The organism is Curtobacterium sp. AC268, from assembly GCF_979258745.1.
In genome coordinates this window covers 3,092,973-3,119,786 of record NZ_OZ409878.1, presented here as the reverse complement: position 1 = coordinate 3,119,786, position 26,814 = coordinate 3,092,973, and the positions used below count along the sequence as shown (strand labels likewise).

Genomic DNA, 26,814 nt, shown 5'->3' with positions numbered 1-26,814 from the left:
TGTGCGCTGACTGACGCAACGCCCGCTGCGCGCGGCCGGGTCGCCACATCCCCGGTGGTATTGTCACGACAATGCCGTCGGCACCGACGCCGGCATCTCCGCACGTGTGAAGGACCGCGATGACCAACGAAGGCCAGCTGCCGTCCGACCTGTTCATGGACCTGGACCGGTCGGGTCCCATGCCCCTCTACTTCCAGGTCGCCTCGCGCATCGAGGAGTCGATCCGATCCGGCGCGATGCCGCCAGGGGCCCGGCTCGAGAACGAGATCGCCCTCGGTGAGCGTCTCGGTCTGTCGCGGCCGACGATCCGTCGCGCGATCCAGGACCTCGTCGACAAGGGCCTGCTGGTGCGCCGCCGCGGTATCGGGACCCAGGTCGTGCACGGGCCGGTGACCCGCAAGGTCGAGTTGACGAGCCTGTACGACGACCTGGCGCAGGGTTCGCAGGCTCCGGCGACGAAGCTCCTGCAGCGCAACGACGTCCCCGCGTCCGACGAGGTCGCCGCGGCGCTCAGCATCGAGCCCGGCACGACCGTCGCGCACATCCGGCGGGTGCGGTTCGCCGAGGACGTCCCGATGGCGATCCTCGAGAACTACCTGCCGCCGGAGTTCCTCGACCTGACCGACGAGGACCTGCAGGCGTACGGGCTGTACCAGCTGCTGCGCGGCCGAGGTGTCACGATGCGGGTGGCGAAGCAGCGGATCGGGGCCCGTGCGGTCACCGACGAAGAGGCCGGCCTGCTCGAGATCGAGGACGGCGACCCGGTGCTCACGATGAGCCGCACCGCGTACGACGCCTCGGGCCGTGCGGTCGAGTACGGCGTGCACTGCTACCGCCCGGACCGGTACTCGTTCGAGGTCACGCTCGTCGACAAGTAGGCCGCTCGGTGAGTGGTCACGACACGCTGTCGGCGATGCGCCGAGTGGTCACGAACTGTCGCCCGGACGTCCGGCAACCGACAGTTCGTGACCACTCGGCGGAACTGAGCGGGTTGTCGTGACCACCCCGCGACCGCACGGCTTCACCCGAGCGCGGGCACCCCGAGCTCACCCGTGACGTACTGGGCACGCCCGAAGCCGAACGACCAGTCCTGCGGCCCGTTCTCGACGTAGCCGATGAAGACGTCCTCGGACGCGACACCGATCGCCGCGAGGGCGTCGTGGATCGCCCGGTACAGCGCCGCCTTCGCCTCGTCGGTCCGTCCGCGCTGCGTGAACACCTGGATGACGATGACACCCTCGGTGCGCTCGAACCCCAGGCCGGCGTCCTCGGCGATGATCTGCTGCGCGGGGTGCTCGGTGATCACCTGGAACCGGTCCCGCACCGGGATCCCGTACACGTCGACGATGGCCTGGTGGATGGCGTAGGCGATGCCACGGACGGCCTCCGGCGTGCGGCCGGTGGCGAGGTCGATACGGACGAGCGGCATGGTGCCTCCTGGTTGCTCGGACTTTGTCCTTACATACTAACAAGCAACAACGACCGGGTGTCTACAACTTCGGCGTCGGCGCCCCGTACGTCAGCGGCCCGTCGACACGAGCGACGTCGTGCCACGAACCGTCGACCAGCGAGGCCTCCGCGGCCTCGACGATCGACGCGGCAGCCAGCCCGTCGGCGACCGAGGGCGCGAGCTGCTCCCCGCGCTGCACGCTCGCGATGAACTGCGCCGCCTCGATCGTCTTCAGGTCGTCGTAGCCCATCGCCGTGCCGGCACCCGGCTGGAACCGACCGAACTCCCCGTCTCCGGGAGCGACGTAGTGCGTCGCGTACCCGTCGACCTCCTGGCCGTCCAGGTACACCTCGAGCTCGTTGAGGCGCTGGAAGTCCCACCGGACCGAACCGCGGGTGCCGTAGATCTCGAGCGTGTACTCGGCGTGTGGCCCACGCATGACCCGACTCGAGTCCATCGTGCCGACCGCACCGTCCTCGAACCGGAACAGCAGCGCGGCGTAGTCCTCGTTCTCGACGGCACCGAGCTCGCCGGTCGCCGCGCCGCTGCGGTCGACGATGCCGGCAGCCGGGCGGGGCCGCGACTCGATGAACGTCTCGGCGAGCGCACTGACCGAGGCGATCCGTCCGACCACGTACTGCGCCAGGTCGAGTCCGTGCGACAGCAGGTCGCCGAGCACACCCGATCCGGCACGCTCACGCTCGAAGCGCCAGGTCAGCGGGGCCGCCGGGTCGGACGAGTAGTCGGCGAGCAACGAGCCGCGCACGTTCGTGATCCGGCCGAGCCGTCCACTCCGGACGAGTTCACGGGCACGCTCGATCGCCGGGGCGTGCCGGTAGTTGAAACCGACGCTCGTGATGACTCCGGCGCGCTGCACCGCCTGGTGGATGGACCGCGAGTCGCTGGCGTACCGACCCATCGGCTTCTCGATCCAGAACGGCTTGCCCGCCTCGGCCGCGGCGACGGCCATCTCGCGGTGCAGGAAGTTCGGCGAACAGATCGACACGACGTCGACCGCCGGGTCGGCGAGGACCTCGTGGTAGTCGGCGACGGCCCGCTCGTACCCGAGCCGCGTCACCGCCTCGTCACGGGCCGCCTCGATCGGGTCGGCCGCGACGACGAGCCGCGGCTGGACGCCGAGCTCCGGGAAGTGGTCCGGCAACGCTCGGTAGGCACGCGAGTGCAACCGCCCCATCCAGCCGACCGAGATCAGCCCGACACCGATGCTGTCCATGGAGAACTCCTTCGTTCAGGTGACGCGCATTGGAGCGCGACAACGAGCGTAGCCGATGCGGCGGACTTTGTCAGCACATGGCGCAACCGCCTGGAGGCCCGGTGCCGGTCTCGGGGACCGGCACCGAGCCTCCAGGCTGGTGCGTCAGCGCGCGGGGCGCGACCCGTGGTTTCGACCGCGGATCGCGCCGCGCATCGGATCGCGTCGCAGATCGCGTCTCAGATCGCGTCTCAGATCGCGGGGACGATGATGTCGCGGACCAGGGCGTCGAGCTTCGCGTCGGCGTCCAGGAACTGCCGGAGCGTCGTCACGGTCGCGCCGAAGCGGTCGAACTCGTCGATCGTCATGCCGTCCACGTCGTAGCCGCGGGCGAACTCGGGCGTCGCGGCCCGGAGCGCCTCGATGACGTGCACGGGGACCTCGTCGTCGATGGCGTGCGGACGGAACGGGAACGCGTTGTCGTTGATGTCCTTCGTCCACTGGAACGGCGGCGACACCACCAGGTCGCCGCCCTGGAACTCCGACCACTGCAGTGCGTTCCGGAACGCGGCGACCAGCACGCGTGAGCGGAACCCACGCTCCTGGAAGACGCGGTAGGCGTTCTTCACCGCGGCGACACCGGCCCACTCGAGGATGCCCGGGTCCACCATCACGTGGTCGCGCTTGACGACGGTCTTCAGCCAGTCGTCGAAGCGGCCGGCCATCAGGGTGACGACGTGGCCGAACTCCTGGTCGGGCAGGCCCTCGGCAGCACGGCGGTCGAGTGCCCGTTCGATGGCCTCGCCCACGGCGACGACCTGCGGCACGGTGAAGGACACCGTGGCGTTGATCGAGACCCCGCGGTAGGCGGCTTCCTCGATCGCGGCGATGCCGACCTTCGTGGCGGGGATCTTCACGATGATGTTCGGCGCGAGCTGCGAGAACCGGACGGCCTGCTCGACGAGCGCGTCGGCGTCGCGGTGGAACCGGGGGTCGGTCTGCATCGACAGTCGACCGTTGCGGCCGCCGGATGCCTCGAACGCGGGCAGCAGCTGCGCCGCGGCGGCGATGGAGAGCTCCTCGACGGCCTTCCAGCCGATCCAGGACTCCCCCGCCGTCGGGTGCTCCTCGGCGATCTCGCGGATGCGCGGGACCCAGGTCTCCGGGTCCTGCTGGATGCAGGTGTACGCGATCACCGGGTTGCAGGTCGCGCCGACGGCACCGTACTCGTGGATGGCGGTCGACAGTTCGCGCGGGTCGGCGGAGTCGTTCCACAGGGCGGTCGGGGTCTGCTCCGCGGCCTGCAGGGTGACGGGACGGGAGTCGGCGTCGGTGGACGCCTGCGTCTCGAGGGTGGTGGTCATCGGTGGAGTCCCTTCGTGATCGTGTCGAGTTGGAACCGCGACACCGCGTCGGCGTTCTCGTCCTCCGCGAAGACGCTCGAGACCGCGACGGTGTCCTCGCGCGCCGAGAAACCGACCCGGTCGAGTGCCGCCCAGAAGGCGTCGAAGTCGACGTCCGCCTGGCCGACCGGCAGGTGCTGGTGCACCCGGACCGGGTTGCCGGGCGGGTTCGTGATGTAGCGCAGGCCGTGCGAGCGGCGGTGGTCGTACGCGTCGGCGACGTGGACCAGCTGCAGCGAGTCACCGGCGGCGTCGATGATCTCGTCCATGTTGCCGCCGTAGTGGAACGTGTGGCAGGCGACGTAGACGAAGCCGACGTGCTTCGAGTTCAGGCCGCGGATCACCCGGAGCGCCTCGAGCCCGTCCTCGACGAAGTCGTCGGGGTGCGGATCGATGAGCACACGGATGCCGGCGTCCTCGATGATCGGCAGCAGTTCCTCCATCGACCGGTAGAACTGGTCCTCGGACTCCTCGGCGCGCTCGGGGCGGCCGGAGAACTCCGTGTTGATGGTGTCCACGCCGAGGCGCTTCGTGATCTCGATGACCCGCTTCCACTTCCGCACCGCAGCCTGTCGAGCGTCCTCGTCCGGGCCCGACCAGCGCAGCACCGGCAGGACGCTCGCCACCTGGACACCGGCGTCACGGCACGCCGCGGCGAACGCGTCGACCAGGTCGTCGTCGGCCTTCGGGTGCCGGTAGAAGGGGATGAAGTCCTTGTGCGGCGTGAGCTGCAGGTACTCGTAGCCGAGCTCCGCGACCTTGCGCGGGAACTCGAGCAGCGACAGGTCGTGGTGGAACGGGGTCGGGTCGAGCGCGATCTTCGGCATCGATCAGGCCCCGGCGAGCGCGGCGGTCGCGTCGCTCGTCTCGTCGTAGAACGCCGGCTTCGTGACCGCGTACTCGACCACTTCGTGCGCGCCGGACTGCTGGGCCCGGACGGCGACCTCGGCGACGACGGAGGCGGTGTAGCCGTCCCAGGCACTCGGCCCGTCGATGCCGCCGGTCCGGGCCGCGTCGACCCAGCGCTGGACCTCTTCGTCGTAGGCGGCTGCGAACCGCTCCTTGAACGACGGCGTGACGCCCTGCGAGGTCGCCCCGGCTGCGGCGAGCGAGAGCGAGGTGTCGCGGCCGATGTAGGCGACACCGGACTCGAACACGGCGTCGGTGGTCACCTGGTAGCCGAACTGGGCGTTGACGTTGATCTCGACGATCGCCATGGTGCCGGACTCGGTGGTGAACAGGACGAACTGCGGCTCGGGCAGGTCGGCCGGCGCGAGGGAGTTCTTGCGCGGCTTCTTCACCTCGACGCTCGTGATCGCTTCGCCGGTCAGGAACGGGATGATGTCGATCTCGTGGATCACCGAGTCGTGGATGAGCATCGACTCGCTGAAGTTCGGCGGCGTCGTCGGGTTGCGGTGTGCGTGGTGCAGGGCGAGCAGGGCGCCGTTCGCCCCCGACTCGCGCAGGGCCTTGAGCTCCTGGTAGCCCGTGTCGAACCGGCGCATGAAGCCGACCTGGATGACGGGCCGGGCGGCGTGCTGCTGCTCGAGCTCGACGATGCGCAGCGAGTCCTCGGCGCTGGTCGTCAGCGGCTTCTCGCACAGGACGGTGAGCCCGCGCTCGAGCGCCGTCACCAGGATCGGCTCGTGCAGGAAACCCGGCGTCGCGATGATGACGGCGTCGATCTCGGTCTGCTCGAGGGCCTCGTCGAAGGACGCGGCGGTGATCGCGCCGGGCGCCAGGGCGGCTGCCGCAGCGGCACGGGCCTGATCGGGCTCGACGACGGCGACGACGTCGGCGTTCGAGATCTTGGCGGTGATGCGGCGGACGTGGTCGGCGCCCATCATGCCGGCGCCGACGACGGCGACGCGGAGGTTCTGCGTGGTGGTCATGGTGGTGTTCTCCTGGTGGTTGTTGACGCTGCGTGGACGGTGCGTCAGGAGGCGCGGGCGGCCGACGTCGAGCCGAAGATGTGCTGGAAGGTGCGCTCGGCGATCGGCCCGGGGGCGTCGACGGAGCAGCCGTACATGTCCTGCTCGACGATGCCGAAGACGTCCGGGTTGATCGCGGCGACGGCCTCGATGATCGGGGCGAGTTCCGGGGTGCCGTGGGGCGGCTCGGTCATGATGCCCTGCGACACGGCGGTCGCGAACGGCACGTCGTTCTTGAGCACGTCGAACAGCAGGTCGGTGTCGACCTGCTTGAGGTGCAGGTAGCCGATGCGCTCCGGGTGGGCGGCGATGAGCTTGAGGTTGTCGCCGCCGTAGTAGGCGAAGTGGCCGGTGTCGAGGCAGAGGTTGGTGTACTCGGGGTTCGTGACCTCGAGGAACCGCACGGTCTCCTTGTAGGTGCCGACGTGGCTGTCCGCGTGGGTGTGGAACTGCTGATGGACGCCGTACTCCTCGAGCAGCGCCTTGCCGAGCTGGTCGTGGCCCTTGCCGAGACGCTCCCACTGCTCGTCGGTGAGCGTGCGCGCCTCGAGCACCTCTTCGGTGGCGTCCGAGCGCCACAGGTCCGGGATCGTCACCAGGTGTTCGGCGCCGAGCTTCGCTGCCAGACCGGCGACCGCGACGGCCTGGTCCCACGCGCGCTGGAACTGGTCCTCGCCCTTGTGGAACCCGGTGAAGACCGTGCCCGCCGACAGCTTGAGCCCGCGGGACTCGAGCTCGTCGGACAGCTGGGACGGGTCGGTCGGCAGGTACCCGTACGGGCCGAGCTCGATCCACTCGTACCCGGCGGCGGACGCCTCGTCGAGGAAGCGCTGCCACGGCACCTGCTTCGGGTCGTCCGGGAACCAGACGCCCCACGAGTCCGGGGCGGTGCCGATGCGGATCGAGGCGGGTGCCGCGTCGGCGGCAGGGCTGCCGATGGGAGTGGCGGTGTCGGTCATGACGTCGCTGTCGCTTTCTGTCTCGTGAACGGTTCAGCCGAGCAGCGGACGCTGCGTGGCGACCTGCTGCTCGTACTCGGCGCGGGCGGCCTGGGTGCTGGGGAGGGTGGAGGTCTGCGCGACCGGCACGTCCCACCAGCCGTCGCCCTCGGGGGCGTAGACCAGCGGGTCGGAGTTGATGTGCACCAGGGTGGTGTGGTCGTTCGCCTTCGCCTGACGCAGCGCGGCCTTCAGGTCCTCGATGCTGTCCGGACCGGGCTGCACCTCGATGACGTCGACGCCGTACGAGCGGGCGTTGGCGGCGAGGTCGACGGGCAGGGGGTCGCCGTTCTCGAACGACTCGGTCTCGTCGAGGTAGCGGTACTTCGTGCCGAAGCGCTCGGAGCCGACGGTCTCGGACAGGTGCCCGATCGACGCGTACCCGTGGTTCTGGATGAGCACGACGATGATCTTGATGCCCTCGGCCACGGCGGTGACGAGCTCGGTGTGCAGCATGAGGTAGCTGCCGTCTCCGACCATCACGATCGCGTCGCGGTCCGGAGCACCGCGGCGGACCCCGATGCCACCGGCGATCTCGTAGCCCATGCACGAGAACGCGTACTCGACGTGGTACCCGAGCTCGTCCCGCACCCGCCAGAGCTTGTGCAGGTCGCCGGGCAGCGAGCCCGCCGCCTGGATCACGACGTCGCGCGGGTCGGAGACCGACTGCACGGCTCCGATGATCTCGGGCTGGCCGGGCAGGTCTGCACCGGACGGGGCGAAGGCGCCGTCAACGGCGGCGTCCCATGCCGCCTTCAGCGAGGCGATCTCGGAGGCGTAGCCGGGCTCGACGACGTACGCCGTGTCCGACGTGAGCGACTCGGTCATGGCGACCAGCGCCTCCCGGGCGTCCGCGATCAGCGGCAGCTGCGAACCGTGCTTGTAGGCGTCGAACGCGGCCACGTTGACGTTGACGAACGTGACGTCCGGGTTCTGGAACGCCGTGCGCGACGCCGTGGTGAAGTCGCTGTAGCGGGTGCCGATCCCGATGACGACGTCGGCCTGGGCGGCGATCGCGTTGGCGGCCGCCGTGCCCGTCGCGCCGATCCCGCCGAGGTACTGCGGGTGGTCCCAGACCAGGGATCCGCCGCCGGCCTGCGACGTGCCGACCGGGATCCCGGTGGCCTCGACGAAGGCGCGGAGCTCGTCGGCGGCGTCGGAGTACAGCACCCCGCCGCCGGCCACGATGACCGGACGCCGGCCGGCACGGATCGCGGCCACGGCACGCTCGAGCGGGCCACGCTCGGGCAGCGGGCGGCGGATGTGCCACTCGCGCGGCTGCAGGAACGCGACGGGCACGTCGAACTCCTCGGCCTGGACGTCCTCGGGCAGCGCGATCGTCACCGCACCGGTCTCGGCCGGGTCGGTCAGCACCCGCATCGCGGCGAGGGCGATCGAGAACAGCTGCTCCGGACGCTCCACACGGTCGAAGTAGCGCGACAGCGGACGGAAGGCGTCGGTGACCTGCAACGACGTGTCGTGCGGCAGCTCGATCTGCTGGAGCACCGGGTCCGTGGTGCGCGTGGCGAAGGTGTCCGACGGCAGCAGCAGTGCCGGCAGCCGGTTCGTGGTGGCGAGTGCCGCGGCGGTCAGCATGTTGGCGGCGCCCGGGCCGACCGACGCGGTGGACGCGTAGGTCGCGCGGCGGCGGTGCATGCGGGCGAAGCCGACGGCCTCGTGCACCATCGCCTGCTCGTTGCGGGCCTGGTGGTACGGCAGCAGACCGGGCTGTTCGACGTGGAGCTGCTTGATCGCCTGACCGACCCCGGCGACGTTGCCGTGCCCGAAGATGCCGAAGATCCCCGGGATGGTGCGTTCGCGGACGTCGCCGTCGACGGTCCACTGGTTGGCCAGGAACTCGACGAGTGCCTGGCCGACCGTCATCTTCCGCGTGGTGGTGGTCACGCCTGCTTCCTTTCGTAGGGCAGTCGTGGGTCGATCGATTCCGATGCCCACGCCTGCCGGACCCACCCGTGGGCGGGGTCGTCGGTGATGTTCCAGACGCGCTCCGGGTCGGGCCCGGCCATCACGTTCAGGTAGTACATGTCGTAGCCGGGCGCGGCGACCGCCGGACCGTGCCAGCCGTACGGCACCAGGGCGACGTCGCCGGTCCGGACCTGCCGGAACTCGTCGATGGCGCGGTCGTCCGAGGCGTACGTGCGGTGCAGGGCGAACGGGTCGGCGGCCTCGGGCGCGATCGACTCGAGCCCACGGGACACCGCAGCCTCGTAGTAGTAGATCTCCTCGAGGTTCGACTCTGAACCGGGCACGTTCGTGTCGTGCTTGTGGGGCGGGTACGACGACCAGTTCCCGGCCGGTGTGATCACCTCGCACACGATGAACTTGACGGCGTCGAGCGCCGCCGGGGTGCCGAAGTTGTGCACCTGACGGCTCGACTGCCCGGCGCCGCGGAGCTCCACCGGCACGTCCGGCCGGGCCACGTAGGTGGTCGGCTTGACGGTGTCGGTGGGCGCCTCGGCGACGGCGAACCGGCCGCTGCCGGTGATGGTGGCCGCGGAACCCGAGCCCAGGTACAGGACGTCGGTGGGGCCGTCGAAGACGCTCCCCCGACCCTGCAGCGCCTGCTCGCCGTCGCCGGCAGCGCCCGAGTGGGACACGTGGAACGACCCGGCGAGCGGCACGACGATGCGCTCCACGGCGTCGGCCGGGAGGCGCAGCTCGCCCCCGTCGGTCAGCGCGCCGGTCCGGAGCCCGGTGTGCGCCCACCCCTCGATGCGACCGTCGACCACGTCGGTCCAGCCCGCCTCGGGCCGGGAGCCCGCCGGGATGAACCACTGGTCGTGCTGGTGCTGTTCGTTCGCCATGCTGCGGGTCAGTTGTTCGACGGGAAGCCGAGGTTGATGCCGCCGTGCGACGGGTCGAGCCACCGGCTCGTGATCGCCTTCTGACGGGTGAAGAAGCTCACGCCGTCGGCACCGTACGCCTTGTGGTCGCCGAACAGCGAGTTCTTCCAGCCGCCGAACGAGTAGTAGGCGACGGGCACCGGGATCGGCACGTTGATGCCGATCATGCCGACCTGCACGTCGCGCTGGAACCGTCGGGCGGCGCCACCGTCGTTCGTGAAGATGGCGGTGCCGTTGCCGTACGCGCCGGAGTTGATGAGCTCGAGGCCCTCTTCGTAGGTGGCGACCCGCACGACGCTCAGCACCGGACCGAAGATCTCCTCGGTGTAGACGCGGCTGGTGGTGGGCACCTGGTCGATCAGCGTCGGACCCAGCCAGAAGCCGTTCTCGTCGCCGTCGGGTCGGACGGTGCGGCCGTCCACCACAACCACCGCACCGTCCTGCTCTGCGACCTCGATGTACGAGGCGACCTTGTCACGGTGCTGCTTCGTGACGAGCGGCCCCATGTCGCACCCGCGACGACCGTCGCCGATGCGCAGGGTCGCCGCGCGGTCCTTGATCTTCTGGATGAGCTCGTCCGCCACCGGCTCGACGGCGACGACGACCGAGATCGCCATGCAGCGTTCACCGGCCGAACCGAAGCCTGCGTTGATCGCGTTGTCGGCGACCAGGTCGAGGTCGGCGTCGGGCAGGACGAGCATGTGGTTCTTCGCGCCACCGAGGGCCTGCACGCGCTTGCCGTGCTTCGTGCCGGTCTCGTAGACGTACTGCGCGATGGGCGTGGAGCCGACGAACGAGATCGACTCGACGTCGTCGCTGGTGAGCAGGCCGTCGACGGACAGCTTGTCGCCGTTGAGCACGTTGAAGACGCCGTCGGGCAGCCCGGCCTCCTTGAACTTCTCGGCGAGCCAGATGGCGGCCGACGGGTCCTTCTCGCTCGGCTTCAGCACGACGGTGTTGCCCGCGGCGATCGCGATCGGCAGGAACCAGAGCGGCACCATCGCCGGGAAGTTGAAGGGGCTGATGATGCCCACGACGCCGAGCGGCTGGCGGATCGAGTAGACGTCGATGCCGGTCGAGACCTGGTCGGAGAACTCGCCCTTCATCAGGCTCGGGATGTTGGTGGCGAGCTCCACGACCTCTTGCCCACGGGCGATCTCACCCAGCGCGTCGTCGATGACCTTGCCGTGCTCGCTCGTGATGATCTCGGCCAGCTCGGCCTTGTCGCGGTTCAGGATCTCGCGGAACGAGAACAGGATCGCCTGGCGCTTGGCCAGTGACAGGTTGCTCCAGCCGGGGAACGCCGCCTTGGCGCTGCCGATGGCCGCCTGGATCTCGGACTCGTCGGCCAGCGCGACCTGCTTGGTCGCGACGCCGAGCGCCGGGTCGTACACGGGGGCGGTGTTGCCCGACGCGGATTCGACGCGCTTGCCGTCGATCCAGTGCCCGACGGTGGTGGTGGTCGTGTCGGTGAGCGTCATGCGTTGCTTCCTTCCGAGATGGACGAGTCCATGGTGGTGGCGCCCGCGAGCCGAGCGGCTGGGTCGTGGGCATCTGTGGAGAACCCGCCCCGGGCCTCCTGGCTGTGGACGAGACCGGCGGCGACGTCCACGGCGGCGGCGACGTCGCCGTCCGAGGGGTAGAGCAGGGTGCGTCCGACGACCAGGCCGCGGACGCCGGGCAGGGCCAGGGCGTCAGCCCATTTGGCGTACGTCTCCAGCGGCCGCGAAGCCGGGTCTCCGCCGAGGAGCAGCGTCGGCAGCGTCGTCGCGGCCATCACGCGCTCCATGTCATCGACGACGGGGATCTTGAGCCAGCTGTAGGCGCTGGATTCGCCCAGTCCCGCAGCGATCGCCATCGAGGTGATCACGGCGTCGGCCGACAGGTCGTTGACGACCCGGCCGTCCCGCCACTCGGACATGAACGGCTCGAGCATGATCGGCAGCTGGAGCGCAGCGGCCTCGCTGACGGCGCGGGCCGTTGCCTCGAGCGTCGGCGCAGTGCCCGAGTCCTCCAGGGCGATGCGCACCAGCAGCTTGGCGAAGTCGAGCCCGGAGTCCTTGATCGCCCGCGCCGAGTACGCCGTGTACCGGTCGTCCATCTCGAACGTGGCACCGCGCAGCCCGCCGCGGTTCATCGACCCGACGACGACCTTGCCGTCGAGTGCGCCGAGCAGCGCGAGGTCCTCGAGGATGTCGGGGGTGCCGAGCACCCCGTCGACCCCCGGACGGCCGAGGGCCGTGACGAGCCGCTCGAGCAGGTCGTAGCGGTCCGCCATCGCCGACTCGTCGTCGCGCACGGCCAGCGCACCGCGTGCGGGGTGGTCGGCGGCGACGATGAAGAGCTTGCCGTCGTCGGCGAGCAGGGAGCGCTTGCGGCGGGCGTCGAGCGTGGCACGCACCAGGTCGGGCTGGCCGGCACGGATGTCGCGGAGGCGCTGGAAGTCAGCGGGGCTGAGCTCAGGCATGGGTCTTCTCCTCGGTGTTCGTCTCACCCGTGTACGTCTCACCCGTGTGGTTCGTGCCCTCGGCCGGGTTGTCGGTCAGGAACTGCTCGATCTCGTCACTCGTCGGCATCGCCGTCGAGCACTCGAACCGCGTCGCGACGATCGCGCCGGCTGCGTTGCAGAACGCCAGGATCCGCTCGAGGCTCCAGCCCTGCAGCAGTCCGTGGGTCAGCGCGCCGCCGAAGCCGTCGCCCGAGCCGAGCCCGTTCACGACGTCGATTTGGTGCGGACGGAACTCGACGAACTCGTCGCGGGTCTTCGCGAGCACGCCCTTCGGCCCCTGCTTGACGATCGCGATCTCGACACCTCGGTCGAGCAGGGCGTCGGCGGCGCGGACCGGGTCGGTCTCCCCCACCGCGACCTCGCACTCCTCGCGGTTGCCGACGGCGACGGTGGCGTGCTCGAGGGCGATCGCGACCTCGCGCGTGGCGGCCTCGGGGCTCGACCAGAACATCGACCGGTAGTCCAGGTCGAGCACGGTGTGGGTCTTCGTGCTGTTCTGCGCCGCGGACCGGGCTTCGTAGGCGACGTGGTGCGCCTGTCGGCTCGGCTCCTCGCTGAGGCCGGTCACCGTGGTCCAGAAGATCTTCGCGCGCTCGATCTCGTGCAGCGGCAGGGACTTCACCGTGATCATCAGGTCGGGCGCCTTCGGGGCCCGGTAGAAGTAGAGCGGGAAGTCGTCCGGCGGGAAGATCTCGCAGAAGGCGACGGGGGTGTTCAGCCCCTCGACCGTCTCGACGAAGGCGTTCGCGACGCCGTACTCGGGCAGCGTGCGGGCGATGTACCGGCCGAAGGGGTCGTTGCCCGTCCGGGTGATGACCGCGGCGTCTGCGCCGTGGCGAGCAGCGGCGATGGCGACGTTCGTGGCGCTGCCGCCGACGGACTTCGAGAAGGTCGAGACGTCCTCGAGCGGGCCGGTCTGCTGCGGGTAGATGTCGACGCTGACGCGTCCCATCGTGATCACGTCGTAGGCGTGGGGAGCTTGGTTCGTCATGCGACGCGGTGGACCTTCCGTGCGGCTTCATCGGCGGACGATCACGACTGTACACCCTGTTTGCCCTAATGTCATGACATGGATTTCGAGGTCCGTCACGCTGGTCGCGTGGCGCCGGTCACGCCGGCTCTGCGGCGCGCGCCGGTGGGCCGGGAGGCGCGGTGTCGGTGGGTTCTGCCAGGGTCGCGACATGCAGATCCTCGCCCTGGTCATCGGTCTCGTGATCGGCATCGCCGTCGGTGCGGTCGTCGCCTGGTCGCTCGCCCGCTCGCGCGCGGGCGTCGACGCCGCGTCGGCCCGCGCGACGGCCGAGGCCCTGCGCGGCCAGCTCGAGGCGGTGCGGCGCGACGCCGAGGAACGCCTCGACGCCCAGGACACGCAGTACCGGCGCCAGGTCGATTCGCTCGAACGACGCTCCGCCGAACTCGAGCACCTGGTGCAGCGCATGCACGGTGTCGATGCGGCCCGCAACCAGAACGAGTCGAAGGTGCTCTCCGCGCTCAGCCCCGTGGCGCAGACGCTCGACGTGATGCGCACGAAGATCGCCGAGCTCGAGCAGTCGCGGAGCGAGCAGTACGGCGCGCTGTCGGCGCAGCTCCGGTCGGCTGCCGAGTCCGAAGAGCGCCTGCGCGCCACCGCGGACACCCTGGCCAGCGCCCTGTCGTCGAACAGCACACGCGGCGTCTGGGGCGAGACACAGCTGCGCAACGTGGTCGAGGCCGCCGGGCTGCTCGAACGGGTCGACTTCGACGTGCAGTCCTCCGTCACCACGGCCGTCGGCTCCGCCCGGCCGGACATGGTCGTGCACCTGCCCGGCGGCAAGACCATCGCCGTCGACGCCAAGGTGCCGTTCAGCGCCTACCTGCAGGCCGCCGAGATCCCGGCGACCGCCACCGGCACCGAGGCGGCACGACGCGACCAGCTCATCGCCCAGCACGTCAAGGCGCTCCGCGCGCACGTCGACGCCCTCGCCGCACGGGAGTACTGGACCGGGTACGACGCCTCCCCCGAGCTCACCGTCGCCTTCATCCCGTCCGAGTCGCTCATCTCGAGCGCACTCGCCGCCGACCCCGGGCTGCTCGACCACGCCTTCCGCAAGCGCATCGCCCTCGCTTCACCCGTGACCCTGTGGTCCGTGCTCAAGACCGTGGCGTTCTCGTGGCAGCAGGACGTCGTCTCGCAAGAGGCGCACGAGCTCTTCAAGGTCTCCCGTGAGCTCTACGGCCGGCTGGCCACGATGGCCGGGCACGTCGACAAGCTCGGCCGCTCGATCCGGGGCTCGGTCGTCGACTACAACCGGTTCGTCGGATCCCTCGAACGGCAGGTGCTGCCGAGCGCTCGTCGGCTGTCGCTGCTCGACGAGTCGAAGGTCATCGCGGACCCGTCGTCGATCGAGGACGAGCCGCGGCTGCTCACGGCCCCGGAGCTCGTCGGCGCCGTCGACGAGGACTGACGGCGCAGCGCCGCACCGCGCCGCGCCGCACCGCGCCGCACAACGGAAACCCGTCCGAACCACGGAATCGCGTGGTTCGGACGGGTTGCAGTGGTTCAGCGCGGATCCGCGCCGATCAGGACCGCCTGCGGATCAGAACCACTTCTCCGCACGGTGGTCCGCCTGGATGCGGCGGATCGTGTTCGAGCGCGAGCGGAGGACGAGCGAGTCGGTGTGGATGACGCCGCGCGAACGACGCACGCCGTCGACCAGGACACCGTCGGTGACGCCGGTGGCGACGAAGAACGTGTTGTCCCCCGTGACCAGGTCGTCCTGGTCGAGGACCTTGTCCAGGTCGTGGCCGGCGGCGATGGCGCGCTCGCGCTCCTCGTCGTCCTTCGGCTGGAGCTTGCCGAGGATCACGCCGCCGAGCGCCTTGATCGCGCACGCCGTGATGATGCCCTCGGGGGTGCCGCCGACACCGACGCACATGTCGATCGTCGAGCCGGGCAGGGCCGCGGCGATGCCTCCGGCGACGTCCCCGTCGAGCAGCAGTCGTGTCCCGGCACCGGTCGCGCGGATGGCGCGGATCAGCTCGTCGTGGCGCGGGCGGTCGAGCACGGCGACGACCATGTCCTCGAGGTCCTTGCCCTTGGCCTTCGCCAGCGCGCGGATGTTGTCGCCGATCGGCTTCTCGAGGTCCAGGACACCGCGACCCTCGGGACCGGCGGCGATCTTGTCCATGTAGAAGACGGCGGAGGGGTCGTACATCGAGCCGCGGTCCGAGACGGCCATCACGGAGATGGCGTTCTGGCGGCCGGCGGCGGTGAGCGAGGTGCCGTCGATCGGGTCGACCGCGATGTCGCAGGCCGGACCGTGACCGTTGCCGACGTGCTCGCCGTTGTAGAGCATCGGGGCGTTGTCCTTCTCGCCCTCGCCGATGACGACGACGCCGTCGAAGTTCACCGTGCCGAGGAACTTGCGCATCGCGTCGACCGCGGCGCCGTCGGCGAGGTTCTTCTCACCACGCCCGACCCACGGCTGCGCACGGATCGCGGCGGCCTCCGTCGCACGCACGAGCTCGAGCGCGAGGTTGCGGTCGGGCTGGAGGAACAGGGAGCCGGTTTCCGTAGTGGGAGTCACGACCCGAGCCTACCGACCGGCGGCCGACCCGCGGTCCGGACACCGGGCCCGTGCACGCATGTGCACGCCGGACGTGAGCCGACCGCGTAACCCGGACCGCGCCTCCAGTCCGGCTGACTACGATCGGCGGGGACATCACCGAAGTCGAAGGAGATCCACGTGCCCATCGCAACGCCGGAACAGTACGCCGAGATGATCGAACGCGCGAAGGCGGGCAAGTTCGCGTACCCCGCGGTCAACGTCTCCTCCTCGCAGACCATCAACGCGGTCCTCCAGGGCCTGCAGGAGGCCGGTTCCGACGGCATCCTCCAGGTCACGACGGGCGGTGCCGACTACTTCGCCGGCCACACCATCAAGAACCGCGCAGCGGGTGCCCTCGCGATGGCGAAGTTCGCCCACGAGGTCGCCAAGAACTACGACATCACGGTCGCCCTGCACACCGACCACTGCCCGAAGGACGCCCTCGACGGCTTCGTCCTGCCGCTCATCGCCGCGAGCGAGGAAGAGGTCCGCGCGGGGCGCAACCCGATCTTCCAGTCGCACATGTGGGACGGCTCGGCCGTGCCGCTCGACGAGAACATCGAGATCGCCAAGACCATGATCGAGAAGACGCGGAACATCAACGCGATCCTCGAGGTCGAGATCGGCGTCGTCGGCGGCGAAGAGGACGGCGTCGAGCACGAGGGCACGAACGACGCGCTCTACACGACCCCGAACGACGTCGAGAAGGTCGTGGACGCACTCGGCCTCGGCGACAAGGGCCGCTGGATCGCGGCGCTCACCTTCGGCAACGTGCACGGCGTGTACAAGCCGGGCAACGTGAAGCTCCGCCCCGAGCTCCTCGGTGAGATCCAGGCAGCGGTCGCCGCGAAGCACGGCACCGGTGAGAACCCGCTCGACCTCGTCTTCCACGGCGGCTCCGGCTCGACCGACGACGAGATCCACGAGGCCGTGCGCAACGGCGTCATCAAGATGAATATCGACACGGACACGCAGTACGCGTTCACGCGCTCGATCGCCGACTCGATGTTCCGGAACTACGAGGGCGTGCTGAAGATCGACGGCGAGGTCGGCAACAAGAAGCAGTACGACCCGCGCGCCTGGGGCAAGGTCGCCGAGACCGCCATGGCGGCTCGCGTCGGCGAGGCCGCGAAGGTGCTCGGCTCGGCCGGTCACACCCAGGGCTGAGACCCACTCCACAGCCTGGAGGCACGGGGCGCGTCCGACGGACGCGCCCCGTTCTGCGTCCGGTCGCCTCCCCTGCATGCCACGATGGGCGGGTGACCGTCGACGCCATCGCCTCCGAGTTCGCCCAGTTCGTCACCGAGTCGCCGACCGCGTTCCACGCGGCCGCGGCCGCCCGGGACCGGCTCGTCGCGGCGGGGTTCACCGAGCTCTCCGAGCTCAACGCCTGGCCGACCGAGGCCGGTGCCTACGTGGTCGTCCGCGACGGCGCGGTGATCGCCTGGCGCCTGCCGGACGGCGCCGTCCCCACGACACCGTTCCGCATCCTCGGCGCGCACACGGACTCCCCCGGCTTCCGCATCAAGCCGAACCCGGGCGTGCGCACGGGTGGGTGGGAGCAGCTGAACGTCGAGGTCTACGGCGGTGCGCTCCTGTCGACCTGGTTCGACCGCGACCTGCGGATCGCCGGCCGGGTCGTCGAGGCCGACGGCAGCGTGCGGCTCGTCAGCACCGACGCCGTCGCACGGATCCCCAACCTGGCGATCCACCTGGACCGCGGGGTCAACGACGGCAAGGAGATCGACCGCCAGCGCCACACCCTGCCGATCGTCGGGGTCGACGGCGACGCCGGTGGGACCTCTGTCGTGGAGTGGCTGCTCGCCCGGCTCGGCGAGGGCGCCGTGTCGTGGGACCTGTTCCTCGCCGACACCCAGGCACCGGCCCGGATCGGCATCGAGCGGGAGTTCCTGGCGTCCGGCCGGATGGACAACCTGACGAGCGTGCACGCCGGGCTCCGGGGCATCGTGGACGCTCCGACCGACGGCGACCACATCCCGGTCTTCGCGGCGTTCGACCACGAGGAGATCGGGTCGTCGACGCCGTCCGGTGCCGGTGGTCCGTTCCTCGAGGACGTCCTCGGCCGTGTGCAGGAGGGCCTCGGCGCCACCCGCTCCGAGGCCGCACGGGCGTTCCGTGCGTCGTGGCTGCTGTCGAGCGACGCCGGGCACCTGGTGCACCCGAACCAGCCGGAGAAGCACGACCCGACGAACCGTCCGCGCCCAGGGGCCGGACCGCTGCTGAAGATCAGCGCGAACCAGCGCTACATGACCGAAGCGAAGGGCGAGGCCGTCTGGGCAGCGGCGTGCGAGACCGCCGGTGTGCCGTGGCAGCCGTTCGTCAACGTGAACACGATCCCCGGCGGCTCGACGATCGGCCCGATCGCGGCGACGCGGCTCGGGATCCCGACGATCGACATCGGCGTCGGGCTGCTGTCGATGCACTCGATCCGGGAGCTCGTGCACGTCGACGACCTGGCTGCCCTGCACGGGGCGGTCGCCGCCTTCCTGGCCGGGTGACCTCCGGGCGGCGTCGGCTGCTGGGTGGTCACGACTCCCCGTACGCGCCGGCCGAGAGGTCACGAACTGTCGCTCGCGCCGATGCCAGGCGACACGTTCTGACCGCTCGGCGGCGGACCCGCGGCGTGTTGCGACCACTCGGCAGTCGATGCTGGGCGTGCCCGCGAGGCTGACCACGGTCGCCGGAAGGGCACCGTACCGCCACTGGCCGACGGACGGGCTGCCGAGAGGTCACGACTCCCCGCGCGCACCGGGCCGAGAGGTCACGAACTGTCGCTCGCGCCGATGCCAGACGACACTTCGTGACCACTCGGCCCGGGCCCACGGTGTGTTGCGACCACTCGGCGCGCGAAGCTCGGCACCGCGAGCAACCCGGCGGTCAGGCGGTCAGGCGGTCAGGCGGTCAGGCGCCGGACTGCCGCAGCATGAAGTCGACGAAGGCCTGGTCCTGCATGACCACGACGACGAACGCGATCGTACTGATCGCCGTGGCGACGACGGCTCCGACCAGCGGCACCCAGAACGTCCGCTTCCGTGCTCGGAGCCGACGGATGGACCACCAGGCGACCAGGGCGAAGACGACCACGTTGGTGATCGCGGCGATGGCGGCGGCCGTGCTGAGGGCACTCGGGTCGTTCAGGGCCGTGTACTGGGTCTCGAGGGTGCGCCGCACGGTCGAGGCGACCTGGCCGACGGACAGGGACTGCACCACGGAGACGAGCCCGAAGGCGAGCAGCCCGACGGTGAGCACGAAGTCGGCGGGCGTGCGGCCGAACCGGCTACGGGCCATCGACCGCTGTGCCCCGGCCGGGACTGCCCCGGAGCGGACATCCGTACCGGCGCGGTCGCCGTGCCCGCCGTCGCTCGGAGCAGCGTCGCGAATGCCGGTGGCGGAGGCCTGGTCCTGCCGTTCCCGTGCCTGACGCTCACGCTCCTGGCGTTCCTGCTCGACGAGGACCGGGTTGACCCACCCTTCTGGCGCGTACTCGCCGTACCCGGGTGCGGGACGGCCCTGGGGCCGACCGTCCACGGGACCGGCGGCCGCCGTCGGGGACGCGCCCCGGGCCTCCTGGCCGCTACCGGCACCGGCGTCGACGTGGTTCGCCGGGTCGCGACGCGGGACCGAGGACCAGCCGTCCGCGCCGCTCATGCCCGACGCCCGCCGAGCTCGCGCGTCGGGTTGCCCGAGGCGTCGGTGCGGAGCTCCTTGGGGAGCGAGAACATCAGGTCTTCGTGTGCGGTGACGACCTCTTCGACGGCGGCGTACCCGGCGTCGGCGAGCTGCTCGAGCACCTCGGCGACGAGTTCTTCCGGCACGGACGCACCGCTGGTCACGCCGACCGTCTCGACACCGTCGAGCCACTCCTGCTGGATCTCTTCCGCGTAGTCGACACGGTGGGCGGCCCGCGCACCGTGCTCGAGCGCGACCTCGACCAGACGGACGCTGTTCGACGAGTTCGCGGAGCCGACCACGATCACCAGGTCGGCACCGGGCGCCACCTTCTTGATCGCGACCTGGCGATTCTGGGTGGCGTAGCAGATGTCGTCCGACGGGGGGTCCTGGATGGCCGGGAACTTCTCGCGCAGCAGCCGCACGGTCTCCATCGTCTCGTCGACGCTGAGCGTGGTCTGCGACAACCAGACGAGGTTGTCCGGGTCGGGGACCGACAGGGCGGCGACGTCGTCGGGGCCGTTCACCAGGATCGTGCGGTCCGGGGCGTGCCCCATCGTGCCCTCGACCTCTTCGTGGCCGGCGTGCCCGATCAGGATGATGGTGCGCTCGGCCTTGGCGAACCGGGTGGCTTCGCGGTGGACCTTGGTGACGAGGGGGCAGGTGGCATCGATGGCGTGCAGGTCGCGCTCGGCGGCACCCGCGACGACAGCCGGCGACACACCGTGCGCGCTGAAGACGACGTGCGAACCCCGGGGCACCTCGGCCACGTCGTCGACGAAGACGGCACCGCGCTGCTCGAGCGTCGACACCACGTGCACGTTGTGGACGATCTGCTTGCGGACGTAGACGGGCTCGCCGTACTGCTCCAGGGCCTTCTCGACCGCGACGACCGCGCGGTCCACCCCGGCGCAGTAGCCACGGGGCGCCGCGAGCAGCACCTTCTTGGGGCCGGCGACCGGTTCGTCACGCAGTCGGCCCCGTGCCGCGTGCACACGCGGCGGGGCGAGCGGGACCGTGTGGCCGTTGGTGATCGTCACGTCCCCGATGATAGGTGAGCAGCACGCACGCGACCTGGGCGCGCGGGGCGCCTGTGGACAACACGACGGCCGTCCCCTGTCACCGGTCTCGGGCACGATGGACGTCCCAGCAGGACAAGGAGCGACATGGCGATCGAACAGGGCCCGCCGACGGCCGACAACCCGTGGCCGGTCGCGCTCCTCGGCGCGAAGCTGCGCGACTGGATCGACCGGCTCGGCACGGCGTGGGTCGAGGGCGAGATCACGCAGTGGAACGTCGCCGGCGGCAACGTGTACGGCAAGCTCAAGGACGTCGAGGTGGACGCCACCGTGTCGTTCTCCATCTGGTCGAGCGTGCGCTCCCGGGTGCCGGCGGACATCAAGCAGGGCGACCGTGTCGTCGCCGCGCTCAAGCCGAACTACTGGGTCAAGGGCGGCTCGCTGACCATGCAGGTCGTCGAGATGAAGCACGTCGGCCTCGGTGACCTGCTCGAACGCCTCGAGCGCCTCCGTCGCACCCTCGCCGAGGAAGGGCTGTTCGACCCGTCCCGCAAGCGCCGTCTGCCGTTCCTGCCGCACCGCATCGGCCTGATCACCGGCAAGGACTCCGACGCCGAGAAGGACGTCAAGCGGAACGCGCAGCTGCGGTGGCCCCAGGTGGAGTTCCGCACCGTGCACACCGCCGTGCAGGGCGAACGGACCGTGGGCGAGGTCACGGCGGCGATCCTCGAGCTCGACGCCGACCCCGAGGTCGACGTCATCATCATCGCCCGCGGCGGCGGTGACTTCCAGAACCTGCTCGGCTTCAGCGACGAAGGACTCGTCCGTGCCGCGGCCTCGGCGTCGACCCCGATCGTCTCGGCGATCGGGCACGAGGCCGACCGCCCGATCCTCGACGAGGTCGCCGATCTGCGCGCCTCGACCCCGACGGACGCCGCCAAGCGCGTCGTGCCCGACGTCGCCGAGGAACTCGCCAACGTCCGGGCGGCCCGCGCCCGGCTCGGACTGCGGCTCTCGCACACGCTGTCGGTCGAGGCCGACCGGCTCGCCGCGCTGCGGTCGCGGCCGGCCCTGGCGTCGACCGCGTGGCTCGTCGACACCCGTGCGGAAGAGGTCGCGCGCGACCTGTCCCGTGCCCGCGAACTGCTCGACCGCCGGCTCGAACGCGGGCACTCCGAGGTCGGCCACCTGACCGCCCGCCTCCGCGCGCTCTCGCCCCGTGACACCCTGCGCCGCGGGTACGCCATCGTGCAGCGTGCCGACGGGGGTGTCGTCCGCGGCACCGACGACCTGTCCGGAGCGACGCCGGTGCACGTCACGCTCGGTGCCGGCACGGCCACGGGCACGCTCGAACCGGACGGCCCCGGCCCGGACGGCTCCTGACCACCACGGGTGTTCTCCACAGCCTGGGACCGGGCGACGGATCGTCGGTGGACGCTCGGTAGGATCGACCCGTGCCATCCCAGCAGGAACCCGAGCAGACCGACGTCCAGTCGCTGAGCTACGAAGCGGCCCGCGACGAACTCGTGCGCGTCGTGAGCGAGCTCGAACAGGGCTCCGCGACCCTCGAGCGTTCCCTGGCGCTCTGGGAGCGGGGCGAAGCCCTCGCCGCCCGGTGCGAAGAGTGGCTCGTCGGCGCCCGTGCACGGCTCGACGCGGCCCGTGCCGCCAGCGACGCCCAGGACGGCTCGGGCCGATGACCGACCCCGACGGCCGCCCGATCGTCGCCGAGCTCGGTCGCCCCGAGACGGCAGAGGAGACCTGGGCCCGCAAGGACGCTGCCCGGACCGCCCGCCGGCAGCACCAGACCGCGTTCAACCTGGTCATCGCCCTCATCGCCTCGCTCGGCATCGTGCTGTTCCTGGTGGCGGTCGTCGTCCGGCCCGACACCACGGTGGACCGCACCGTCGACTACCAGCAGATCGCGGCGAAGGCGAACGTCGACGACGTCACCCTGGTGGCGCCGCCGCTGCCGGACGGCTACAGCGCCAACCGCGCGGACTTCGCGAGCAAGACCACCGACGGCGTGGACGTCTGGACCGTCGGCTTCGTGACGCCGGACAAGCAGTACCTCGGCCTGCAGCAGGGCATCGACGCCAACGCCTCGTGGGTGTCGAACCAGCTCGACCAGCGGCCGTCCACCGGTGACCGCACGATCGGTGACACGGAGTGGACCGTCTACGACCGCCGCGCCGAGGGCACCGACGCCGGCAACCACGCGTACTCGCTCGTCTCGACGTTCGGCAAGAACACGATCGTGCTCTCCGGCACCGCCGACGACAAGGCCTTCCGGACCGTCGCGACCGCCGTCTCCCGAGAACTGACCGAGTAGACGACGGGCACCGCCCCGCCAGTCACCCCCCGTCCCGCCCGAACCGAGGAGCCCCATGCCCGACCGCGCCGCCTCCACCCCGTCCGACGCCCTGCGCCTGCTCGTCGACGGCAACGCCCGCTTCGCCGCCGACAAGCGCCGGATGGGCCGCGTGGACCCGGACCGCCGCACCGAGCTCGAAGGATCGCAGTCGCCGTTCGCGACCGTCCTCGGCTGCTCGGACTCGCGGGTGCCGTTCGAGCACGTCTTCGACGCCGGCATCGGTGACCTGTTCGCGATCCGCAACGCCGGCCAGATCGTCGACGACGTCGTGCTCGGCTCGATCGAGTTCGCGGTCGTCGCCCTGGGCACGCCGCTGGTCGTCGTGCTCCGGCACACGCGGTGCGGTGCCGTCGCGGCAGCCCGCTCCGGTGAGCCCGTCCCCGCCCCGCACCTGCAGGCCCTCGTGGACGCGATCGCCCCGAGCGTCGAGAAGGTCCGGCTCACCGACGCCGAGCTCCCGCAGGAAGCCGTCGGCGCCGCACACCTCGAAGCCACCCTCCGCCAGGTGATCGAGCGCTCCGGCGCGGTCTCCGATGCCGTGGCCGAGGGTAGATTGGCCGTCGTCGGGGCGACCTACGACCTCGCCACCGGAGAAGTCACCATCGACACCGTCGTCGGCCAGGTCTGACCGACCCGACGACAGCCCCGGCGACCCCGGGGCGCAGGCACGGGCCGGCGCGACCGCGACCGGCGAGCACCCCAGGAAGGACCACGACGACGTGACCGACACCACCCCGACCGAGTTCCGCATCGAGCACGACACCATGGGCGAGGTACGGGTGCCGAAGTCGGCGCTCTACCGTGCACAGACCCAGCGCGCCGTCGAGAACTTCCCCATCTCGGGCACCGGGCTCGAGTCGGCGCAGATCGTGGCGCTCGCACGGATCAAGCGTGCGGCGGCCATCGTGAACGGTGAACTCGGCATCGTCGAGCCAGCCGTCGCCGACGCCATCGCCGGTGCGGCCGACCTGATCATCGGCGGCAAGCACCACGACCAGTTCCCGGTCGACGTCTACCAGACCGGCAGCGGCACGTCGTCGAACATGAACATGAACGAGGTGCTCGCGACACTGGCGTCCGACATCGCGGGTTCGGCGGTGCACCCGAACGACCACGTCAACGCCTCGCAGTCGTCGAACGACGTCTTCCCCACCTCCGTGCACGTCGCCGTGACCGAGGCGCTCCTCCGCACCCTCGTGCCCGCCCTCGAGCACCTCGCCGAGTCCCTCGAAGCGAAGGCCACGCTCTGGGCCGACGCCGTGAAGTCCGGCCGGACGCACCTGATGGACGCCACGCCCGTCACCCTCGGGCAGGAGTTCGGCGGCTACGCACGCCAGATCCGCCTGGGCATCGAGCGGGTGCAGGCGACGCTCCCCCGCGTCGCCGAGGTCCCGCTCGGCGGCACCGCGGTCGGCACCGGCATCAACACCCCCAAGGGCTTCCCGCAGCGGGTCATCGCCCAGCTCGCGAGCGACACCGACCTGCCGATCACCGAGGCCGTCGACCACTTCGAGGCGCAGGGTGCGCGTGACGCCCTGGTCGAGGCCTCCGGAGCGCTCAAGGTGCTCGCCGTCAGCCTGACGAAGATCAACAACGACCTGCGCTGGATGGGCTCGGGTCCGAACACCGGCCTGGGCGAGCTGCACATCCCCGACCTGCAGCCCGGCTCCTCGATCATGCCCGGCAAGGTGAACCCGGTGATCCCCGAGGCCACCCTGATGGTCGGCGCCCGGGTCATCGGCAACGACGCCACCATCGCCTGGGCCGGGGCTTCGGGTGCGTTCGAGCTCAACGTCGCCATCCCGGTGATGGGCACGGCGCTGCTCGAGTCGATCCGACTGCTGGCGAACAGCTCGCGCGTGCTCGCGGACAAGACCATCGACGGGCTGCAGGCGAACCTCGAGCGCGCCCGTGCCTTCGCGGAGTCCTCGCCGTCGATCGTCACCCCGCTCAACCGGGTCATCGGCTACGAGGCGGCGGCGAAGGTCGCGAAGTACGCCGTCGCCGAGGGCCTCACCGTGCGCGAAGCCGTCGTGGCCCTCGGCCACGTCGAGCGCGGCGAGGTCACCGAGGCGCAGCTCGACGAGGCGCTCGACGTCCTCAGCATGACGCACCCGAAGTAGCGCGACGCTCCTGACGCACCCCCAGGACGGACGGGAGGCCCGGTGCCAGCTGGCACCGGGCCTCCCGTCCGTCCGATGGCGGCTCGACCCGCCTCACGCGCTGACCGACAGGTCACGCGCCCAGAGGCGCGTGACCTGTCGGTCAGCGCGAAAACTGACAGCGCCCGCCGCTACACCAGGTCGGGCGAGTCCAGCAGGTCCGTGACCAGGGCGGCGATCGCGGAGCGCTCGGACCGCGTCAACGTGACGTGCGCGAACAGCGGGTGCCCCTTGAGCCGCTCGATGACCGACGCGATCCCGTCGTGCCGGCCGACCCGCAGGTTGTCGCGCTGCGCGACGTCGTGGGTGAGCACGACCCGCGAGTTCTGGCCGATGCGCGAGAGCATCGTGAGCAGCACGTTCCGTTCGAGCGACTGCGCCTCGTCGACGATCACGAAGGCGTCGTGCAGGGAGCGGCCGCGGATGTGGGTCAGGGGCAGCACCTCGATCAGGCCGCGCTCGATCACCTCGTCGAGGACGTTGTCCGACACCACCGAGCCGAGGGTGTCGTAGACGGCCTGCGCCCACGGGTTCATCTTCTCGCCGGCGTCACCGGGCAGGAAGCCCAGGTCCTGCCCGCCCACGGCGTACAGCGGCCGGAACACCATGATCTTCTTGTGCTGCTGCCGTTCGAGCACCGCCTCGAGTCCGGCGCACAGGGCGAGCGCCGACTTGCCGGTACCGGCGCTGCCACCGAGCGAGACGATGCCGATCTCGGAGTCGAGCAGGGCGTCGATGGCGAGCCGCTGCTCGGCCGAGCGTCCGCGGAGTCCGAAGACCTCGCGGTCGCCGCGCACCAGGGCGACGGCTCCGGCGACGTGCACGCGGCCGAGGGCCGATCCGCGCTCGGAGTGGATGACGACCCCGGTGTTCACCGGGACGCCGTCGAGCTTCGCGGAGCGGATCTCCTCTTTCTCGTACAGGTCGGACATCTGCTCGCCGGAGACCTGCAGGTCGGCGATGCCGGTGTAGCCCGAGTCGACCGCGAGTTCGGCGCGGTACTCCTCCGCCGCCATGCCGATCGACGACGCCTTGACCCGGAGTGGCAGGTCCTTCGACACGACGACGACGTCGAGCCCGTCGTTCTTCAGGTTCGACGCGACGGCGAGGATGCGGGAGTCGTTGTCGCCGAGCTGCAGGCCCGACGGCAGGACGGACTGGTTGGAGTGGTTCAGTTCGACGCGGAACGAGCCGCCGTCGCCGATCGCGATCGGGAAGTCGAGCCGCTCGTGCTCGATGCGCAGTTCGTCGAGCAGCCGGAGGGCCTGCCGGGCGAAGTACCCGATCTCCGGGTCGTTGCGCTTCGACTCGAGTTCGCTGACGACCACCACGGGCAGGACCACGGCGTGCTCGGCGAAGCGGAACAAGGCCCGCGGATCGCTGAGGAGCACCGATGTGTCGAGCACGTACGTGCGCTGGGCGACCGATGTGGACGAGTCCGCGGTGTGCTGCTGCTGTGCTCCGCGAGAGACGTTCTGAGAGGTCACGACCACTCCATCCCCGGGCCGCGACGGGCCCGGTCCTGTCCTCGAACGCGGCCACGGAGCGGGTCCCGAAGCACCGACTGTGGCCGCTTCGATCGGGCGCGGTGCCCGATGGGGACAACGTACGTCC

At 70.6% G+C, this 26,814-nt stretch carries 24 protein-coding genes; 9 read left to right on the top strand and 15 right to left on the bottom strand.

Annotated elements, in window-relative coordinates; all coding sequences use genetic code 11:
• The first annotated feature begins 119 nt into the window (after positions 1–119).
• Complete coding sequence (locus ACZZ9K_RS14830; RefSeq protein ID WP_027464530.1) at positions 120–878, top strand: GntR family transcriptional regulator; 759 nt, start codon at positions 120–122, stop codon at positions 876–878.
• 143 nt (positions 879–1,021) lie between these two features.
• Here ACZZ9K_RS14830 and ACZZ9K_RS14825 read toward each other — a convergent pair whose 3' ends face one another.
• The 11 genes from ACZZ9K_RS14825 to iolC form a co-directional block, all read right to left on the bottom strand.
• A complete protein-coding gene (locus ACZZ9K_RS14825) occupies positions 1,022–1,429 on the bottom strand; it encodes a tautomerase family protein (RefSeq protein WP_463444452.1) in 408 nt (135 codons plus the stop codon).
• Between the two features lie 61 nt (positions 1,430–1,490).
• A complete protein-coding gene (locus tag ACZZ9K_RS14820) occupies positions 1,491–2,684 on the bottom strand; it encodes a Gfo/Idh/MocA family protein (RefSeq protein ID WP_463444451.1) in 1,194 nt (397 codons plus the stop codon).
• A 230-nt stretch (positions 2,685–2,914) separates the two neighbouring features.
• On the bottom strand, positions 2,915–4,027 hold the full coding sequence (locus ACZZ9K_RS14815) for a transaldolase family protein (protein ID WP_138802697.1): 1,113 nt from the start codon (positions 4,025–4,027) through the stop codon (positions 2,915–2,917).
• Positions 4,024–4,893: a sugar phosphate isomerase/epimerase family protein gene (locus ACZZ9K_RS14810; protein ID WP_110864413.1), complete on the bottom strand. Its 870-nt coding sequence runs from the start codon at positions 4,891–4,893 to the stop codon at positions 4,024–4,026. Before ACZZ9K_RS14810 ends, ACZZ9K_RS14815 begins: the two co-directional genes overlap by 4 nt.
• A 3-nt stretch (positions 4,894–4,896) precedes the next feature.
• Positions 4,897–5,958: a Gfo/Idh/MocA family protein gene (locus ACZZ9K_RS14805; protein ID WP_138802696.1), complete on the bottom strand. Its 1,062-nt coding sequence runs from the start codon at positions 5,956–5,958 to the stop codon at positions 4,897–4,899.
• 44 nt (positions 5,959–6,002) lie between these two features.
• Positions 6,003–6,956 (bottom strand): sugar phosphate isomerase/epimerase family protein, encoded by a 954-nt coding sequence (locus ACZZ9K_RS14800; RefSeq protein ID WP_406883233.1) that lies wholly within the window; start codon positions 6,954–6,956, stop codon positions 6,003–6,005.
• A gap of 33 nt (positions 6,957–6,989) precedes the next feature.
• Positions 6,990–8,879: a 3D-(3,5/4)-trihydroxycyclohexane-1,2-dione acylhydrolase (decyclizing) gene (iolD, locus tag ACZZ9K_RS14795; RefSeq protein ID WP_463444762.1), complete on the bottom strand. Its 1,890-nt coding sequence runs from the start codon at positions 8,877–8,879 to the stop codon at positions 6,990–6,992.
• A 17-nt stretch (positions 8,880–8,896) separates the two neighbouring features.
• A complete protein-coding gene (gene iolB / locus ACZZ9K_RS14790; protein WP_301600724.1) occupies positions 8,897–9,820 on the bottom strand; it encodes a 5-deoxy-glucuronate isomerase in 924 nt (307 codons plus the stop codon).
• An 8-nt stretch (positions 9,821–9,828) separates the two neighbouring features.
• Positions 9,829–11,340, bottom strand: a complete 1,512-nt coding sequence (locus ACZZ9K_RS14785) for a CoA-acylating methylmalonate-semialdehyde dehydrogenase (RefSeq protein WP_027464521.1) — start codon at positions 11,338–11,340, stop codon at positions 9,829–9,831.
• Positions 11,337–12,326 carry a class I fructose-bisphosphate aldolase gene (locus ACZZ9K_RS14780; protein WP_111235411.1) on the bottom strand — a complete coding sequence of 330 codons (990 nt, stop codon included), beginning with the start codon at positions 12,324–12,326 and terminating at the stop codon, positions 11,337–11,339. Before ACZZ9K_RS14780 ends, ACZZ9K_RS14785 begins: the two co-directional genes overlap by 4 nt.
• Positions 12,319–13,359: a 5-dehydro-2-deoxygluconokinase gene (gene iolC, locus ACZZ9K_RS14775; RefSeq protein WP_463444450.1), complete on the bottom strand. Its 1,041-nt coding sequence runs from the start codon at positions 13,357–13,359 to the stop codon at positions 12,319–12,321. The genes ACZZ9K_RS14780 and iolC overlap by 8 nt, the downstream gene beginning before the upstream one ends.
• Before the next feature lie 190 nt (positions 13,360–13,549).
• Between iolC and ACZZ9K_RS14770 the strand changes: the two genes are divergently transcribed.
• Positions 13,550–14,812: a DNA recombination protein RmuC gene (locus ACZZ9K_RS14770; RefSeq protein WP_463444449.1), complete on the top strand. Its 1,263-nt coding sequence runs from the start codon at positions 13,550–13,552 to the stop codon at positions 14,810–14,812.
• 132 nt (positions 14,813–14,944) lie between these two features.
• Here ACZZ9K_RS14770 and glpX read toward each other — a convergent pair whose 3' ends face one another.
• Entirely contained in the window at positions 14,945–15,934 is a 990-nt protein-coding gene (gene glpX / locus ACZZ9K_RS14765; protein WP_017886722.1) for a class II fructose-bisphosphatase, read from the bottom strand.
• A 159-nt stretch (positions 15,935–16,093) separates the two neighbouring features.
• Between glpX and fbaA the strand changes: the two genes are divergently transcribed.
• Both fbaA and ACZZ9K_RS14755 read left to right on the top strand, forming a co-directional pair.
• Entirely contained in the window at positions 16,094–17,122 is a 1,029-nt protein-coding gene (gene fbaA, locus ACZZ9K_RS14760) for a class II fructose-bisphosphate aldolase (RefSeq protein WP_463444448.1), read from the top strand.
• Positions 17,123–17,214: 92 nt separating this feature from the next.
• A complete protein-coding gene (locus ACZZ9K_RS14755; protein WP_463444447.1) occupies positions 17,215–18,474 on the top strand; it encodes a M18 family aminopeptidase in 1,260 nt (419 codons plus the stop codon).
• Between the two features lie 403 nt (positions 18,475–18,877).
• Here ACZZ9K_RS14755 and ACZZ9K_RS14750 read toward each other — a convergent pair whose 3' ends face one another.
• A complete protein-coding gene (locus ACZZ9K_RS14750) occupies positions 18,878–19,624 on the bottom strand; it encodes a DUF6264 family protein (RefSeq protein WP_138802692.1) in 747 nt (248 codons plus the stop codon).
• Positions 19,621–20,685 (bottom strand): 4-hydroxy-3-methylbut-2-enyl diphosphate reductase, encoded by a 1,065-nt coding sequence (locus tag ACZZ9K_RS14745; protein ID WP_463444446.1) that lies wholly within the window; start codon positions 20,683–20,685, stop codon positions 19,621–19,623. Before ACZZ9K_RS14745 ends, ACZZ9K_RS14750 begins: the two co-directional genes overlap by 4 nt.
• Before the next feature lie 126 nt (positions 20,686–20,811).
• Between ACZZ9K_RS14745 and xseA the strand changes: the two genes are divergently transcribed.
• From xseA to ACZZ9K_RS14720, 5 genes are all read left to right on the top strand, one after another.
• The gene (gene xseA / locus ACZZ9K_RS14740; RefSeq protein WP_111056965.1) at positions 20,812–22,047 is read left to right on the top strand and encodes an exodeoxyribonuclease VII large subunit; all 1,236 of its coding nucleotides are present in this window, start codon (positions 20,812–20,814) and stop codon (positions 22,045–22,047) included.
• A 71-nt stretch (positions 22,048–22,118) separates the two neighbouring features.
• Positions 22,119–22,364: an exodeoxyribonuclease VII small subunit gene (locus ACZZ9K_RS14735; protein WP_017886728.1), complete on the top strand. Its 246-nt coding sequence runs from the start codon at positions 22,119–22,121 to the stop codon at positions 22,362–22,364.
• Positions 22,361–22,996, top strand: coding sequence for a DUF4245 domain-containing protein (locus ACZZ9K_RS14730; protein WP_111029594.1), 636 nt, complete (start codon positions 22,361–22,363; stop codon positions 22,994–22,996). Before ACZZ9K_RS14735 ends, ACZZ9K_RS14730 begins: the two co-directional genes overlap by 4 nt.
• A 55-nt stretch (positions 22,997–23,051) precedes the next feature.
• Positions 23,052–23,666: a carbonic anhydrase gene (locus ACZZ9K_RS14725; protein WP_027464510.1), complete on the top strand. Its 615-nt coding sequence runs from the start codon at positions 23,052–23,054 to the stop codon at positions 23,664–23,666.
• A gap of 91 nt (positions 23,667–23,757) precedes the next feature.
• Entirely contained in the window at positions 23,758–25,161 is a 1,404-nt protein-coding gene (locus ACZZ9K_RS14720) for a class II fumarate hydratase (protein WP_138802691.1), read from the top strand.
• Positions 25,162–25,331: 170 nt separating this feature from the next.
• On the opposite strand, the gene ACZZ9K_RS14715 is transcribed toward ACZZ9K_RS14720, so the two are convergent.
• Entirely contained in the window at positions 25,332–26,693 is a 1,362-nt protein-coding gene (locus tag ACZZ9K_RS14715) for a PhoH family protein (RefSeq protein ID WP_173035851.1), read from the bottom strand.
• Positions 26,694–26,814 lie beyond the last annotated feature (121 nt).